General features: G+C 70.0%; 12 protein-coding genes. 3 read left to right on the plus strand and 9 right to left on the minus strand.

The window, feature by feature from the left end:
* Nucleotides 1–136: 136 nt before the first annotated feature.
* Nucleotides 137–478: a hypothetical protein gene (locus tag AB0H43_RS18540; RefSeq protein WP_360000590.1), complete on the minus strand. Its 342-nt coding sequence runs from the start codon at nt 476–478 to the stop codon at nt 137–139.
* Nucleotides 479–618: 140 nt separating this feature from the next.
* Here AB0H43_RS18540 and AB0H43_RS18545 point away from each other — a divergent pair, with 140 nt between their 5' ends.
* From AB0H43_RS18545 to AB0H43_RS18555, 3 genes are all read left to right on the plus strand, one after another.
* A complete protein-coding gene (locus tag AB0H43_RS18545; RefSeq protein ID WP_360000591.1) occupies nt 619–5037 on the plus strand; it encodes an ATP-dependent helicase in 4419 nt (1472 codons plus the stop codon).
* A 238-nt stretch (nt 5038–5275) separates the two neighbouring features.
* The gene (locus tag AB0H43_RS18550) at nt 5276–6421 is read left to right on the plus strand and encodes an acyltransferase (protein ID WP_360000592.1); all 1146 of its coding nucleotides are present in this window, start codon (nt 5276–5278) and stop codon (nt 6419–6421) included.
* 92 nt (nt 6422–6513) lie between these two features.
* Nucleotides 6514–7299, plus strand: coding sequence for an SAM-dependent chlorinase/fluorinase (locus tag AB0H43_RS18555; RefSeq protein ID WP_360000593.1), 786 nt, complete (start codon nt 6514–6516; stop codon nt 7297–7299).
* A 206-nt stretch (nt 7300–7505) separates the two neighbouring features.
* On the opposite strand, the gene AB0H43_RS18560 is transcribed toward AB0H43_RS18555, so the two are convergent.
* The 8 genes from AB0H43_RS18560 to AB0H43_RS18595 form a co-directional block, all read right to left on the minus strand.
* Entirely contained in the window at nt 7506–7973 is a 468-nt protein-coding gene (locus AB0H43_RS18560) for a helix-turn-helix transcriptional regulator (RefSeq protein WP_360000594.1), read from the minus strand.
* A gap of 71 nt (nt 7974–8044) precedes the next feature.
* The gene (locus AB0H43_RS18565) at nt 8045–8530 is read right to left on the minus strand and encodes a CinA family protein (protein WP_360000595.1); all 486 of its coding nucleotides are present in this window, start codon (nt 8528–8530) and stop codon (nt 8045–8047) included.
* The gene (locus AB0H43_RS18570) at nt 8527–9369 is read right to left on the minus strand and encodes an arylamine N-acetyltransferase (RefSeq protein ID WP_360000596.1); all 843 of its coding nucleotides are present in this window, start codon (nt 9367–9369) and stop codon (nt 8527–8529) included. Before AB0H43_RS18570 ends, AB0H43_RS18565 begins: the two co-directional genes overlap by 4 nt.
* A gap of 20 nt (nt 9370–9389) precedes the next feature.
* Nucleotides 9390–9962 (minus strand): CDP-diacylglycerol--glycerol-3-phosphate 3-phosphatidyltransferase, encoded by a 573-nt coding sequence (pgsA, locus tag AB0H43_RS18575; RefSeq protein ID WP_360000597.1) that lies wholly within the window; start codon nt 9960–9962, stop codon nt 9390–9392.
* 10 nt (nt 9963–9972) lie between these two features.
* A complete protein-coding gene (gene rimO / locus AB0H43_RS18580) occupies nt 9973–11451 on the minus strand; it encodes a 30S ribosomal protein S12 methylthiotransferase RimO (RefSeq protein WP_360000598.1) in 1479 nt (492 codons plus the stop codon).
* A 189-nt stretch (nt 11452–11640) separates the two neighbouring features.
* A complete protein-coding gene (locus AB0H43_RS18585; RefSeq protein ID WP_360000599.1) occupies nt 11641–12747 on the minus strand; it encodes a low temperature requirement protein A in 1107 nt (368 codons plus the stop codon).
* A 36-nt stretch (nt 12748–12783) separates the two neighbouring features.
* Nucleotides 12784–13479, minus strand: coding sequence for a hypothetical protein (locus tag AB0H43_RS18590; protein ID WP_360000600.1), 696 nt, complete (start codon nt 13477–13479; stop codon nt 12784–12786).
* A gap of 163 nt (nt 13480–13642) precedes the next feature.
* Entirely contained in the window at nt 13643–16117 is a 2475-nt protein-coding gene (locus AB0H43_RS18595) for a DNA translocase FtsK 4TM domain-containing protein (protein WP_360000602.1), read from the minus strand.
* Between the last annotated feature and the right edge of the window lie 59 nt (nt 16118–16176).

The raw sequence follows: 16176 nt of genomic DNA on the forward strand, positions 1-16176 counted from the left end.
CGGAGGAAATGTGGTGCCATAGCACCGCGCAACTTCCGCTGATCATGTAAATCGGACAAACGCGACGCACGGAGCCCGGCACCCACCCTCTTCGGCGCCAAGCAACAGCAACCAACGACCGAGCCGCAGCCGGAGGTCAGGTAAGAGCGAGAGCGAGATCCCCACGACCCAGAGCGGTGACGATCTCGTTCAGCACCGCCACATCGGCGCTGACCGGTCGCCGGGCGTGGCGCTGGTGGATGCGATGCCGCCGGACGACGACGAAGTGCACCGCTGCGCGTACCATCGCGCGATCCGCGGCGCTGGCGCGAGACGTCTCCGCGACCAGTCGGCGCAGGGTGACCGCGATGCGTTCGGCGAGCGGGAAGTCGTGCGGGGCGCGGACCTGGACCCAGGCCAGGTGACCGTCGAGCTGGCGGAGCAGCACGTCTGATTCGTGGGCGGCGGTGCGGCGCGGGCGGATTCGACGGTCGTCCATTGCTGGGACCCCCAGGCTGGTTCGATGGACTACTCAACGTCTTTACGACGGTAACCGAGAGTTACGAAACGGGCAAGACTTGCAAGGCGGACGATTTGTTCACGCCGCCGTTTGTCGGGGGGTCGGGGCAGGATGGATGCGTGACCGACGTGCTGGAGCTGTTCGGCCCGGCGACCCGGGAGTGGTTCTCGACCGCCTTCGCCGCCCCCACCGCCGCCCAGGCGGGCGCGTGGCAGGCGGTGGCGGCCGGGCGGCATGCCCTGGTCGTGGCGCCGACCGGCTCGGGCAAGACGCTCGCGGCGTTCCTGTGGGCGCTGGACCGGCTGGCGCACGAACCGATGCCGGCCGAGCCGGAGAAGCGCTGCCGCGTGCTCTACGTGAGCCCGCTGAAGGCGCTGGCGGTCGACGTCGAGCGCAACCTGCGGACCCCGCTGACCGGCATCCGGCACGCCGCCGATCGGTTGGGCCTGACCGAGCCGGCGGTGACGGTCGCCATGCGCACCGGCGACACCCCGGCCGACGAGCGGCGGGTGTTCGCCAAGCGCCCCGCCGACATCCTGATCACCACGCCGGAGTCGCTGTTCCTGCTCCTGACGTCCCAGGCGCGGGAGGCGTTGCGGGGCATCGAGACGGTGATCCTCGACGAGGTCCACGCGGTCGCGGGGACGAAACGCGGGGCGCACCTCGCGTTGTCGCTGGAGCGGCTGGACGCGTTGCTGGCCCGGCCCGCCCAACGGATCGGGCTGTCGGCCACCGTGCAGCCGACCGAAGTGGCGGCCCGATTCCTCGGTGGGGCGGCTCCGGTGGAGGTCGTGCAGCCACCGACGGCCAAGACGATCGAGGTCTCCGTCGAGGTGCCGGTCGAGGACATGACGGCGCTCGACGAAGGCCGGGCCGACGACGAGGGGCCTCGCCGCGCGTCCATCTGGCCCGCTGTCGAGGACCGGGTCTACGAGCTGATCAAGGGGCATCGGTCGACCATCGTCTTCACCAACTCGCGGCGGGGCGCGGAGCGGCTGTGCGCCCGGCTCAACGAGCTGGCGGTGGAGGACCTCGACCGGGCGATCCCGATGCCGGCCCAGATCATGGCCCAGGCCGGCGCGGGCTATGGCGCGCCTGGCGTGATCGCGCGGGCCCACCACGGTTCGGTGTCCAAAGAGGAGCGGAAGCACATCGAGGAGGAGCTGAAGTCGGGGCGGCTGCCCGCCGTCGTGGCCACCTCCAGCCTCGAACTCGGCATCGACATGGGATCGGTCGACCTCGTCGTGCAGGTCGGCGCGCCGCCCAGTGTCTCCGCCGGTCTGCAGCGGGTCGGCCGGGCCGGGCACCAGGTCGGCGCGATCTCACGTGGGGTGGTGTTCCCCATGCACCGGGGCGATCTACTCACCTCGGCCGTGGTCTCACGGCGGATGGTCGGGGGCACCCTGGAGTCGCTGGACTACCTGCACAGCCCGCTCGACGTGCTGGCGCAGCACATCGTGGCGATGACGGCGCTCGACGAGTGGACGGTCGCCGACGCCGCCACGCTCGTCCGGCGCGCGGCGCCCTTCGCCGAGCTGCCCGACTCCGCCCTGCACTCGGTGCTCGACATGCTGTCCGGGCGGTACCCGTCGACCGCGTTCGCCGAACTGCGGCCGCGGATCGTCTGGGACCGCGCCACCGACCGGATCACCGGGCGTCCGGGCAACCAACGCCTCGCCGTGACCAGCGGCGGCACCATTCCCGACCGGGGACTGTTCGGCGTCTTCCTCGCCGGCTCGGCGAAACCGGCCCGCGTCGGCGAACTCGACGAGGAGATGGTCTACGAGTCCCGGGTCGGCGACGTCTTCGCCCTCGGCACCAGTTCGTGGCGGATCGAGGAGATCACGCCGGATCGCGTACTGGTGTCGCCGGCGCCCGGCCAACCGGCCCGGCTGCCGTTCTGGAAGGGCGACCAGGCCGGGCGGCCGGTCGAACTCGGCAAGGCCATCGGGACCTTCCTCCGGCAGCCCTCCGATGTGGAGGGACTCGATCCGGCGGCTCGGGAGAACCTGTCGGCGTACCTGGCGGAGCAGCGCGAAGCGACCCGGCACCTGCCCGACGATCGCACCGTCCTCGTCGAGCGCTTCCGGGACGAGCTTGGCGACTGGCGGATCGTGCTGCACTGCGTCCTCGGGGCGCCGGTCAACGCGCCGTGGGCGCTGGCGATCGGGCAGCGGCTGTCCGAGCGGCTCGGCGTCGACGCCCAGGTCCACGCGGCCGACGACGGCATCGTCATCCGGTTGCCCGAAGGCGCGGAGGAGCCGCCGGGCGCGGCCGACCTCGTCTTCGACGCCGATGAGATCTCGATGATCGTGGCCGACGCGGTCGGCGGCTCAGCTCTGTTCGCATCGCGGTTCCGTGAGTGCGCCGCACGGTCGCTGCTCCTCCCCCGGCGCGATCCGGGCAAGCGGCAACCGTTGTGGCAGCAGCGCCAGCGGGCCGCGCAGTTGCTCGACGTCGCCCGGGACTTCCCCGACTTCCCGGTCACACTGGAGGCGGCGCGGGAGTGCCTGCGCGACGTCTTCGATCTGCCCGCCCTCACCGACCTGATGCGCTCGGTCGCCGCCCGGCGCGTACGCCTCATCGACGTGAGCACGGCCAAGCCGTCGCCGTTCGCGCGATCACTGCTCTTCGGCTATGTCGGGGCATTCCTCTACGGCGAGGACGTCCCGCTGGCCGAGCGCCGAGCGGCCGCGCTGTCGCTGGACCCGACGTTGCTCGCCGAGCTGCTCGGCCGGGTGGAACTGCGCGAGCTGCTCGATCCGACGGTGATCGAGGCGGTCGCGCAACGGCTGCGCTGGGCCGAACGGCCGCTCCGCGACGGGGAGGACGTCGTCGAGGCGCTCCGCCAACTGGGCGAACTGACACTCGACGAGCTGACCGCGCTCGGTGCCTCCGTGGAGTGGCTGGCTCCGCTGGAGCGGGCCAACCGGATCGTCCGCGTACGCGTCGCCGCCCAGGACTGCTTCATCCTCGCGGAGGACGCCGGTCGCTATCGCGACGCGCTCGGCGTGGCGCTGCCACCAGGTCTGCCGGCCGCCTTCACCGCCCCGGTGCCCGATCCGCTCACCGATCTCATCAGCCGATACGCGCGTACGCACGGCCCGTTCCGGGCGGACGAGTGCGCGGCGCGCTTCGGGCTGGGCGTGGCGGTCGTCGATCACACGCTCCGCCGGCTCGCCGCGACCGGCCGGGTCGTGTCGGGCGAGTTCACGGCGGCCTCCGACGGCGGGCACGTCGAATGGTGTGACGCCGAAGTCCTCCGGATGCTCCGCCGACGGTCGCTGGCCGCCCTGCGCAAGGAGATCGAGCCGGTGCCGCCCCGGGTGCTCGGCCGGTTCCTGTCGCGCTGGCAGGGCATCGGGCGAAGCCGGAAAGGGCTCGACGGGGTCGCTGACGTCGTCGCGCAGTTGCAGGGCGTACCGGTGCCGGCGTCGGCGTTGGAACGGCTGATCCTGCCGGCCCGGGTCGACGGCTATCGTCCGTCCGACCTGGACGAACTGTGCGCCACCGGCGAGGTCGTCTGGTGCGGCGCCGGCCCGATCCCGGGCGCCGACGGCTGGGTCGCCTTGGCCTTCGCCGATTCCGCGCCGTTGCTCCTGCCGCCCGCCCTGGATCAGGAGTGGCCGGCCCTACATCAGTCCATCTTGGACGCGTTGAGCGGCGGCGCGTTGTTCTTCCGCCAGTTCCCGACGACCGCCGAGGAGCCTGAGGTAGTCGAGGCGTTGTGGGACCTCGTGTGGGCAGGCCTGGTCGGGAACGACACGCTGGCACCGGTGCGAGCACTGCTCTCCGGAGGCACCGGCGCACACAAATCCCGGCCCGCGCCCGGGCGTTCGCGCTACCAGCGCAGCGGGCGCGTCTCGCTGAGCACACTGCGGCAAGGTCCGCCGACAGTGGCCGGGCGTTGGCATCTCGTCGCCGAGCGCGACCTCGACCCCACCCGCCGGGCGGCCGCCCTCGCCGACTCGTTGCTGGAACGGCACGGCGTCGTCACCCGAGGAGCGGTGGCCGCCGAGGGTCAGCCCGGTGGCTTTGCGGCCGTCTACCCGGTCCTGTCAGGGCTGGAGGAGCGTGGGGCGGCCCGCCGAGGCTACTTCGTCGAAGGACTGGGCGCGGCCCAGTTCGCGCTGCCCGGCGCAGTCGACCGCCTGCGGTCATACGCCGACCGCACCTTCCCGGCCCAAGTACTGGCGGCAACCGATCCGGCCAACCCCTACGGCGCCGCCCTGGACTGGCCCCCGGCCGACGGCGGGCACCGCCCCGGTCGCAAAGCGGGCGCGCTGGTCGTCCTCGTCGACGGCGAACTCGTCCTCTACGTCGAACGCGGCGGGCGTACGCTGCTGACCTTCACTGCAGAACCGCAGCTGATCGCCGCGGCGACCAAGGCGTTGGCGGAGGCCGTTCGGGCCGGGGCGCTCGGGAGCCTCAGCGTGGAACGGGCCGACGGCGAGGCGGTGCACGACAGCGTCCTGGGCGAGGCGTTAGCGGCGGCCGGATTCACCGTGACACCTCGGGGACTTCGGCTTCGCGCCTGAACGGACCGCGCCGGTCGAGGGCGCTGATCGCGGGCGCGGCGCTGGCCGCGCGTTCGGGGTTGATCTTGGCGAGTTTCGGTTGCTATGACGACACTTTCTCGCCTAGATCAACTTCTCGGACGCGGCCACCGCGGCGGCCCGCCGGAAGCGGCCCGCTGACGGCGGCGCGACGGACGCAGCGGCGGAGCGTCGGGCAGCAGACCGTGCGACGAGGCCTTCTCTGGCATAGTCCTCGGGCATGAGCGCCCCCACGGCAGTCACCTCGACGACCCCGAAGGCCGGGTCCCGCGACAACTACGTGGACTTCCTTCGCGCCGCCAGTCTGATCGTGGTCGTGTTGTGGCACTGGGCTTTCACCATCCTGACTTGGGAGTCGAACGGCGCTCAGGCCGGCCCGCACGCGACCAGCCCACTCGGGTTCACCCGCGGTTTCTGGCTCGCGACCTGGTTGTTCCAGGTCATGCCGTTGTTCTTCTACGTCGGCGGGTACGTCCATCTTCGTTCGTGGGAGCGGGCACGGCTTAATGGCGTACAAATTGGATCTTTTGTGACCCGGCGGATCCGCAAGCTGGCCGTGCCGGCGATGGTCGTGATGCTGGCCTGGGTCGCGGTCGGCTCGGCCATCGGCGGGTATTTCAAGCTGGAAGGCATCGGCCGCGCGGTCCGGCTCATCATCAGTCCATTGTGGTTTCTCGCGATCTACCTGATGCTGATCGTGTTGCTGCCGGTGTCGCTCTGGCTGCACCGCCGGTACGGCAGCCTCGTGCTGGTGTGGCTGGGCGGCGCGGCGATGATGATCGACGTCGTCCGGTTCAACTACCACATCGAGGCGGCGGGCTGGGCCAACATGGTCCTCGTCTGGGGCCTCGCCCACCAGGCGGGATTCTTCTACCAGCAGGTGGTCGAGGCGCCGCGCCGCGCTGACTGGACGCTGCTCTGGGCTGGCCTGTTCGGGCTGGTCGGCCTGGTCGGCTCGGGGCTGTATCCGGGCTCGATGGTCGGCGTGCCGGGCGAACGGTTCTCCAACATGGCCCCGCCGACCTTCGTCATCGTGGCACTGCTGCTGTTCCAGATCGGCGTGGTGGAACTCCTGCGGCCCACCATGCAACGCGTGCTGCTCCGGCCACGGTGGCACAAGGCGAACGACCTGATCAACCGCTTCTCGCTGCCGCTCTATCTGGTGCACACCACCGGGCTCGCGATATTCCTTTTCTTGGCTTGGTTGCTGTTCGGTTACGAATTCACGGACCGGACCGACGACCTGCGCATCGATCTACAGTGGTGGCTCACCAGGCCCCTCGCCGTCGTGGGCCCGCTGATCTGCACGCTTCCGGTGATCGTCCTCTTCAGCAAGATAGGAGTACGCCGAGAGCAGGGGCAGTGACGCACCGCATTCTCACCGGCCGGCCTGAACGCTCGAGCCGGGAGTGAGGACGGAAGGCCGGGCCAACGTGGATCGGCGAGTAACTTCGAGACATGCCCGGTTATGACTGGATCTCGCTGACGACCGACTACGGCCTCTCCGACGGTTTCGTCGCCGCCTGCCACGGTGTCCTCGCCCGGATATCTCCGGCCGCCCGCGTCATCGACGTCTCTCACCTCATCCCGCCGGGTGACGTCGCGCGGGGTGCCGCCGTCCTCGCCCAGACGGTCAGCCACCTGCCCCGCGCCGTCCACGTCGCCGTCGTCGACCCCGGCGTCGGCACCGAACGCCGGCCGGTCGCCCTGATCACGCCGGGCGGGATCCTCGTCGGACCGGACAATGGACTGCTGCCCTGGGCGGCCCGCGAACTCGGCGGAGTCGTCGGCGGCGTGCACCTGACGAACGAGAAGTGGTTCGCCGGACGAATCTCGCGTACGTTCCACGGCCGCGACGTCTTCACCCCGGTCGCCGGCCGGATCGCGGCAGGCGCATCGCTGATGGACGCCGGTCCGGAGATCGATCCGGCGAGTTTGATCGTCCTCCCCGACCCGGTCGTGGCGATCGGCGACGGCTGGCTCGAAGCCGAGGTACTCACCATCGACCGATTCGGCAACGTACAGCTGGCCGCCGACGGATCCCTGCTCGCCGGGCTACCCAGCCAGATCGTGGTCGGCGGCTGCCGGGCGATCAACGGCGCCACCTTCGCCGACGCGCCCCAAGGCGGCATGGTCGTCTTCCCCGACTCCGCCGAACGCCTGGCCGTCGCGGTCAACGGGGGCCGGGCCGCAGTGGTCCTCGGCGTCACAGCCGGCGACGTCCTCCGCATCACCACCGACTAACCGCCGCCCCCTACCGCCCCGGTTTTCCGCGCGATCATGAACTTATGTTCCTGATCGCGCGGAAAAGGCTGGTGCGGGCACCGCGGAAGGCCGGGGGCGGGCGCGGAGGGGCGGAAGGCCTGCGGCGGGCGCGGAAGAAACGGAAGCGGAATGCGAACGGCGCGCCGACCACGAGGGCGGGCGCGCCGTTGACGTGCGCAAATGGCCTAGCCGGCGGTGCGTTCGAGCGTACGCCCCGGGCGCCGGTTGCGGGTCGCCATGAGAGTGGTCCGCAGCGGCGAGTCGTGGCGTACGGTCACCGAGACCTGGCCATCCGTGATCTTGGTATCCGGAGTCGTGACCTTGCGCGTACCCGGGATGACCTTGCGGGCCGAGGCCGCAGACGCGGCTGGGGCCGCGGGGGTCTCGACGGGCCGGCCGTTCTCCAGGCCTTCGAGCTGTTCGGCCAGCGCGAGCGTGTCGCTGACTTCCCGGAGCAGTTCGGACAGCTGTGCGCCCAAGGCGTCACAGATCGACGAGAGCAACTCCGAGGAGGCTTCCTTCTGGCCGCGCTCGATCTCCGAGAGATATCCGAGACTCACGTTCGCCGCGGTGGAGACCTCTCGCAGGGTCCTGTGCTGGCGCTGGCGGCGCCCGCGCAGTGCATCGCCGATGACGCGTCGCAACAACACCATGACACACCCCCTAGCGGAACTTCCGGCAGATAGTGCTTGCCGTCGGTTGTCACCGACGGCTGTTTACGACCCTACCCCTTGTCGAGACCCTCAGCCAGCAGCGAGAGTGCCGCTGTGACAGCCTGTGCCCGGATCGTGGCACGATCACCGTCCAGCCGCAGCCCTCGAACCTCGTGATAGCCCTGCGGACCAGCCACGCCGACGAAGACTGTTCCCACGCTCACACCGTCCTGCGGATCGGGACCAGCTACCCCGGTGGTGCCCAGTCCCCAGTCGGCGCCGCAGGTCAGAGCAGCGCCGCGGGCCAGCTGGGCGGCCACCTCGGGGTCGACCGGCCCGTTCGCGGCCAGCAGATCGGCGTCGACGCCGGCCAACTTGGCCTTGAGGTCCGTCGCATACACGACGAGACCGCCACGGAACGTGCGGGAGACTCCGGGAACCTCGACCAGGGTCGCGGCTAACAGGCCGCCGGTCAGCGACTCGGCCACCGCGATGGTCTGGCCACGTTCGATCAAAACGTCGACCACCGCCCGCACATTCCCCCGCTCGACGCTCATTGAACCTCCGACTTCTGACTCGCCGACCACGCTTCATGATCCGCGAGAACTTTCGCCCAGAGCGTATTCAGGTCGATTCCCTCTAAACGCAGACCAAAACGGTCAAGCTCCGCGAGCCATTCGGCTTGGCCGGCCACGTCGCGCACCGTCTTGCCCGCGGCGTCGCGTCGGATCACCTGACACCCGCGCAGGATGTCCACACCGTCCGCGGTCCGGCGCTGGACCGTGAGGACCCGGGTGAAGCCGGACTCCGGCGACGTCGACAGGTGCGCGTGATTCGCAGCAAACGTCTGTACGCCGTCGGCGACGGGGCCGAAGTCCATCCCGGCGAAGGAGGAGTCGGCGGCATGGGCGAAGTGCCAGCCGCCCTCAACGATCTTGGAGGGCTCCAGGGCGTACTCGAAAGGACCTTGCCGGTATGTCCCCGCACGCAAGGGCAGCGGATCGTGCAGAGCGTCCCCGAGACCGGCATCGACGAACCAGACGCCCTCGGGGCACTCCGGCGACGGCAGCCCGGAGACGGTGAGCGCCAGATGGTTGCCGGTCGCCCCGACCGGCTCGACCGCGGTGTGCACTCCGCCGACGTGCCAGGTCACGGCGTATCCGAGGTGGGCGAGCAAGGTCGCGAACGCCCCGTTGAGCTGGTAGCAGTAACCGCCCCGGCCCCGGCCCATCCAGCCCAGCGACTCGGCCGGATCGATGCCCGGCGGCCGGCCACGATAGATCTCGATGTTCTCGTAGGGAATGCGCTCCACATGGGCGCGATGCAAGGCGGTCAACTCCGCGATGCTGGGCTCGGTCGGGCGTACGCCCAGCCGGTCCAGGTAGGCCTCGATCATGGGTCCTCCCGTCCCCGGGGTCAGACCCGTTTCGCCGCCCGCATCCGCAACGCGGTCACGGCGTAATCGACCCCCGTGACGACGGTAACGATCAAGGCCGCTCCCATCAACCAGGGACCGACTGCGCTCAACGGTGAGCCGAACGGCCACAGATACCAGGTAATGGCCGCGATCTGCAGAACCGTCTTCACCTTGCCGCCACGACTGGCCGCGATGACCCCGTACTGGATGACCCAGAAGCGGAGGGCGGTCACGCCCCATTCGCGTACCAGAATGAGAAGCGTGACCCACCACGGCAGCACGCCGTAGATCGAGAGCAGGACCAGCGCGGACCCGGTCAGGGCCTTGTCCGCGATCGGATCGGCGACCTTGCCGAACGAGGTGATCAAGCCGTAGCGGCGCGCGATCCAGCCGTCGACGAAGTCGGTGACCGAGGCGACGCCGAAGGTCAGCGCGGCCGCGATCCGCCAGCCGGAGTCGGTCATCCCGGACACGATGACCAGGACGACGAAGACCGGGACCAGCAGGATGCGCAGCGCGGTCAGCACGTTGGCCGCGTTGAGGACCGGAACCTTCCGCACTCGCTCCTGCACAGCCGACACGTTAGTGGCCCCGGCGGCTCGGCGTCCGGCGCGCGTCGATCATCGCCACCGGCGTGGCGACCAGGTCGACGCCGTCAGCGGAGATCACGCGGGCCCGGACCAGGTCGCCGGGCTGGAGCGCGGCGAGGTCGACGCCCTCGTCGCCCCCGACCAGCGTGGTCGAACCGTCGACCTCGGGGGCCTGATGCTCGGCCCGGCCCTCGATCTCATCCTCGCCGACGGTGTCGATCAAAACCTCGACGAGCGTGCCGACGCGCTCCTCGGCGCGCTGAGCGGACAGCTCCTCGGCGAGCGACAGGAACTTGTCGTAGCGACGCTGAACGGTCCGTGGCGTCACCTTGCGGTCGAAGCCGGCGGCCTCCGTGCCGTCTTCGTCGGAGTAGTCGAAGATGCCGATCGCGTCCAGCCGCGCCTCGGTCAGGAATCGCTCCAGCTCGCGTACGTCGGACGGGGTCTCGCCCGGGAAGCCCACGATGAAGTTGGACCGCGCGCCCGCGTGCGGTGCGAGCTCCCGCGCTGAACCGAGCAGCTCCAGGAACCGCTCGGTCGAACCGAACCGGCGCATGCGCCGCAGCACCGCCTCCGACGAGTGCTGGAACGACAGGTCGAAGTACGCCGCCACGCCCGGCGTCGTCGCGATCGTCTCGACCAGCCCCGGCCGAGTCTCGGCCGGCTGCAGGTAACTCGCCCGGACGCGGACGATGCCGTCGATGGCGGCCAGCTGCGGCAACAGCTTCTCCAGCGCCCGGGGATCACCGAGATCCTTGCCGTAGGAAGTCGAGTTCTCGCTGACCAGAACCAGCTCACGGACGCCCGTCCCGGCCAGCCACTCGGCCTCGGCGAGCAGTTCGTCCGGCGTACGCGAGACGAACGCACCCCGGAAGGCCGGGATGGCGCAGAACGAGCACCGGCGGTCGCAACCGCTGGCGAGTTTGAGGGAAGCGACCGGCGCGTTGTCGAGCCGGTGGCGCAGCACCGGCCGCAGGTGCGCCGGGGTGGCCGCGTCGACGGTGGTCGCCGCGTGGCCGGGGATGATCACGTCGGCCGACCGGCGCGCGACCGGGGTCACCGGAAGCAGCTCGCGCCGGTCACGCGGAGCATGCGCAGTCAGCTGCTCGCCGTGGCGGACCTTGTCGAGGACGGCGGCGATGCTCGGGTAGTCGTCGAAGCCGAGCACGGCGTCAGCCTCGGGCAGGCTCTCGGCCAGCTCCTTGCCATAGCGTTCGGCCATGCACCCGGCCGCGACGACCTTCGCGCCGGTCTTCGCGGCGTCGAGCAGGGTGTCGATCGAATCCCGCTTGGCCTTCTCCACGAACCCGCAGGTGTTGACGAGCACTACGTCGGCGCCCTCACCGTCGGTCGTCACGTGCCAGCCCTCACCCGCCAGGCGGGCGGCGAGCTCTTCGGAGTCGACCTCGTTGCGGGCGCAGCCCAGGGTGAGGAGGGCCACACGGGGCTGGGAAGTGGTGGAAGGCGGCACTCGACAAGACTACCGGGGACCTGCGACACACCCCGTTCTCGTGTCCGCATAGCGGCAGCCGAGATTCCGCGCCGTCACGTTGATCATGGCCGAACCCGCCCCGCATCCCCGTTGATCATGGAGTTAACTGTTGCCCAGACGGCGTGTCGTGGGGGCAAACTCCATGATCAACAGGGCTGAGCGGACTGGTCAGCGAGGACTGCGGCGCTCCAGCAGCAGCAGTGCCGCCAGCAGCACCACGAGCGCGCTCAGCTGGGCCACGGCGTTCAGCCACAGCCCAAGCGGCACGGTGAGGAGCGCCAAGAGCCCGGCGATGAACCGGAACCATGGCGTACCGATGCGGAGGATGCGCCGGAAGAGCGCGTCGCCCAGCAGGAAGACGGCCACGCCCCCGCTCAGCACGAGCGCCTGGGCCACCGAGATGTGCTCGGTCGCGTGGCCGATCGCCTTCTTCACGCCCGCCGCGAGCGCGATGACGCCCAGCAGCAGCGGCACGTGCGCCCAGCCGAACGCGTGCAACGCCGCCCGGCCGCGTTTCGCCACCGGGGTGCGGTCGAGCGCTTCCTCGGCCGCCGAGTCGTCGCCGCCGAAGTAGACCCACCACAGGAGGAACGAGAGCACCAGCCCGAGGAACGCGACGAAGATCAACGTCGCCGTCAGCTCCAGGCCGGAGGCGCCGACGCCGATGGCGACGATCGACTCGCCGAGCGCGATGATCACGATCAGGCCGTGCCGCTCGACGAAGTGGGCCGAGCTGATGTTCCACTCCGTCAGCGGGTGCAGGTAGGGCGATGCGGTCATCACCAGCGCCGCCGCGATCCAGAGGACCACTCGCCAGGGATCGGGCGCGAACCCGCCCGCCAGGACGAGCGAGGCGCTGATCAGGTTCAGCGGGGCGAGTTTGCGCATCGCACCCGGGGCCACGCGCAGGAGCAGTCCGCTGTGGATCGCGTTGACCAGGAAGTACCCGGCGCCGAATGCCCAGCCGGCCGCGCCGAAGGCGTCCGGCAACGCCAACGCGATCAGGAGGAATCCCGCCATCCCGAGCAGGAGGAGCGCTCGGCGTACCGGGTCGGTCGGGGCGGCGGTGTTCGTCATCCAGGCGAAGCCGTCGTACATCCACCAGATGATCAACAGCAGCAGAAGCACCCGGAGCGCGGTGCCGACGGTGAGATCGTGGGCCAGCACCGCGGTGAGCTGGGTGATGGTGAAGACGAAGACCAGGTCGAAGAAGAGTTCCAGGGTGGAGACGCGAACGACGGACTCACGGCCGGCCGGTACCTCGGGTGCTGTCACGGCGTCACGGTAACCGGTCGGGCTTCCCGGAAGCGATCAGCTTTCGCTCGCGACACCGGAGAAGGCCACGCCCAGCATCAGCAGGAGTGCCGCCTGCAGTGGGAGGGTGACCGCCAACGTCGCCGGGCCGTACTGCAGTGCCAGGATCGTCTGCGAGGGGGCGCTCCACAGCAGCACACTCCCCCAGCCCAGCGGACTCGTCCGAAAGCCGGCCGGGCCGACCGGTACGCGCCACGGTGGCCTGCCATGGGCGGCCCGGGACGGCCACAACCTGCCACGGCCCGGGATGTCGACGACGAACATGGCTTGGAGACCGGGACACCGTCGCACCAGGATCTCCGGTGCGCTCGGCAGTTCCGGGATCCACGGTTCCCAGACGACCTGCTGATAGCGCAGGCGGCCACGCCAGGTGAAAGTCAGGAAGACCAGATCCATCCCGGCCGTTCCACCCGCGCATAGCTCGGCCTGGACGCGCTGAGCGTCGAGGAGAACCCCGAGGCCCCAGCGAACCAGGTTCCGCAGCCATATGGCGAGCACTGCTCCACCGAGGGCGACGAGCGTGACGCCCAGAATCCAGTCGACGCGCCCCTCGGCCGCCCTCCAGGTGATCCATACGCACCCAGCGGCGAGTACGCCGAGCGTACCGAGGACCGACCAGGCGCCCCAGCCCCAGACACGTGGTGGTCTGGATTCCGCCGGTTGGCTGCTTCGCAGATCCGCAGGGAGGTCCACGCGGGCAGCGTATCGATGATCGGCAACTCCCCCGGCGAAGTCGATCACCCGTTCGCGGAGTTGATCAGGATGCTACGCACACGACACGCCGGTCGATCATGGCGATAAGTTCATGATCACGCGGAAAAGACGGGGCGGGAGGCAGCGGGCGGACAGAGACGGGTTAGTCGTCGGCGCCGAGGGAGGCCAGGACCTCGGGTAGTTCGTCGGGCTTGATGAGCACTTCGCGCGCCTTCGATCCTTCGGACGGCCCGACGATGCCCCGGGTCTCCATCAGGTCCATGAGGCGTCCGGCCTTGGCGAAGCCGACGCGCAGCTTGCGCTGCAGCATGCTGGTCGAGCCGAGCTGGGAGACGACGACCAGTTCGATCGCCTGCAACAGCAGTTGCAGGTCTTCGCCGATCTCCTCCTCCGCCTTCTTCTTGGTGTCGACCGGCGGCGGCGCGGTCACGTCTGAGCGGAACTGCGGTTCGCGTTGCCGTTTGCAGAACTCGACGACCTCGACGATTTCCTTCTCGTCGACCCAGGCGCCTTGGATCCGGATCGGCTTCGACGCGCCCATCGGCAGGAAGAGGCCGTCGCCTCGCCCGATCAGCTTCTCCGCGCCGGGCTGGTCGAGGATGACTCGGGAGTCGGCGAGCGAGCTGGTGGCGAAGGCCAGGCGGGACGGCACGTTGGCCTTGATCAGGCCGGTGACGACGTCGACGCTCGGGCGCTGGGTCGCCAGGACCAGGTGGATGCCGGCCGCGCGGGCGAGCTGGGTGATGCGTACAACCGAGTCTTCGACGTCGCGCGGAGCGACCATCATCAGGTCGGCCAGCTCGTCCACGATCACCAGCAGGTACGGGTAGGGCTCGATGACCCGTTCCGAGCCGGGCGGCGGCTTGACCTGCCCGGCCCGCACCTTACGGTTGTACTCGTCGATGTGCCGTACGCCGGCCGCGGCGAGGTCGTCGTAGCGCATGTCCATCTCACGGACGACCCAGTCGAGGGCGTCGGCGGCCTTCTTCGGGTTGGTCACGATGGGCGTGACGAGGTGCGGTATCCCCTCGTATGCCGTGAGCTCCACCCGCTTGGGGTCGACCAGCAGCAGCCGCACCTGGTCCGGAGTGGACCGGGCGAGGATCGAGACCAGTAGCGAGTTGAGACAGCTGGACTTGCCGGCGCCGGTCGCGCCCGCGATGAGGATGTGGGGCATCTTGGCCAGGTTGGCGACGACGTAGCCGCCTTCGATGTCCTTGCCGAGGCCGACCACCATCGGATGGCTTTCCTGCTCGGCGACCCGGGAGCGCAGCACGTCGCCGAGGGCCACGTCCTCCCGGTCGCTGTTGGGGACTTCGATGCCGATGGCGCTCTTGCCCGGGATCGGGCTGATGATCCGCACGTCCTGCGACTTGACGGCGTACGCGATGTTGCGCGACAGCTGCGTGACCCGTTCGACCTTGACGCCCCGGCCGAGTTCGACCTCGTATCGGGTGACGGTGGGACCCCGGTTGAACCCGGTGACCGCGGCGTCCACGTCGAACTGGTCGAAGACGTGCCGCAGCGCCTCGATGACGTCGTCGTTCGCCTTGGACCGGGCGCGTGGCGCGGCTCCGTGGCCGAGCATCGTCATCGGGGGCAGCACGTAGTCGCCGCCCAGTCCGGGCATGGCGAGCTGCTCGAGCTTGACCGCCTTCGGCGGCGGCGGGGTGTGCGCCGGTGCCTCCAGCTGCTTGCGCTCCTTCTTGCGCGTACGCGGCAGGACGATGGTCTCCTGCAGGTCTTCGATGACCTCGCCGTCGATGTCGCCCGGCCCGAACGGGTCCGGCAGCGGCTTGCGGCGACGCGGCGGCAGCGACGGGCGCTCGTCGACATCGGCGAACTCGTCGTCGTCCTCGGTGGACCCACGGCCGCCGAAGAGCCGGTCGCTCAGCGCGGCCAGCCGTTCGGGCACCTTGTTCAGCGGCGTCGCGGTGACCACCAGCACGCCGAAAACCAGCAGCACGATCAGGCCGGGGACGGCGACCCAGCCGCTGACGGCGTCCTTGAGCAGGCCACCGGTGACCGCGCCGATGATGCCGCCGGCGGAGTCGCGCCCGGTCTGGTCCGCCGGCGACTGGCTGATGTCGAACAGGCCGGTCAGCGCCAGCAGCAGGCTGCCCCAGCCGACCAGGCCGCTGCCCTGCCGATTCTCCTCCGGCGCGTGCCGCATCATCCGGATCGAGGTGAAACCCAGCAGCAACGGCAGTCCATTGGCGACGGAGCCGAAGAAGAACCGCACCTTGTCCGCGATCCACGCACCGACCGGACCGCCCGCGTCGAACCACAGCGCCACGACGAGCAGCAACGCGACCACCAGGCCGAGCAGGCCCAGGCCGTCGCGGCGATGCTCCGTCTCCAGCTCCCGCGCCGTCGCCGCCTTCTGCCCCACGGCCCGCGCGGCCCAGCCGGTGGCCCCGGCCAGGCCGAAGAACAGCCCGCCGGTCACCTTGCCCAGCACGTCCAGCGGCCCCGGGAAGCTCGCGGTCCGTCGCCTCGCCGTCGATCTAGGAGGGGTACGCCGAGAGGTGCGGGACGCGGGGGTACGTGCCACCGCAGTGGACGCCTTGGGCGGGTTCACGCGGCGGCTCGTGGTCGGGGTGGTACGGCGCGCCATGCTTGACAGCGTAGAGGAGATCATCAACGAGGTGCGGCATTCGCGAAAGCGTGTCACAC

This window comes from Hamadaea sp. NPDC050747 (assembly GCF_040654195.1).
Classification (GTDB): Bacteria; Actinomycetota; Actinomycetes; order Mycobacteriales; family Micromonosporaceae; genus Hamadaea.

Excerpts from the sequence above, each read along its gene's own strand:
- AB0H43_RS18540 (WP_360000590.1), bottom strand. The coding sequence starts at position 478 with ATGGACGACCGTCGAATCCGCCCGCGCCGCACCGCCGCCCACGAATCA.
- AB0H43_RS18550 (WP_360000592.1), top strand. The coding sequence starts at position 5,276 with ATGAGCGCCCCCACGGCAGTCACCTCGACGACCCCGAAGGCCGGGTCC.
- AB0H43_RS18555 (WP_360000593.1), top strand. The coding sequence starts at position 6,514 with ATGCCCGGTTATGACTGGATCTCGCTGACGACCGACTACGGCCTCTCC.
- AB0H43_RS18560 (WP_360000594.1), bottom strand. The coding sequence starts at position 7,973 with ATGGTGTTGTTGCGACGCGTCATCGGCGATGCACTGCGCGGGCGCCGC.
- AB0H43_RS18565 (WP_360000595.1), bottom strand. The coding sequence starts at position 8,530 with ATGAGCGTCGAGCGGGGGAATGTGCGGGCGGTGGTCGACGTTTTGATC.
- AB0H43_RS18570 (WP_360000596.1), bottom strand. The coding sequence starts at position 9,369 with ATGATCGAGGCCTACCTGGACCGGCTGGGCGTACGCCCGACCGAGCCC.
- AB0H43_RS18595 (WP_360000602.1), bottom strand. The coding sequence starts at position 16,117 with ATGGCGCGCCGTACCACCCCGACCACGAGCCGCCGCGTGAACCCGCCC.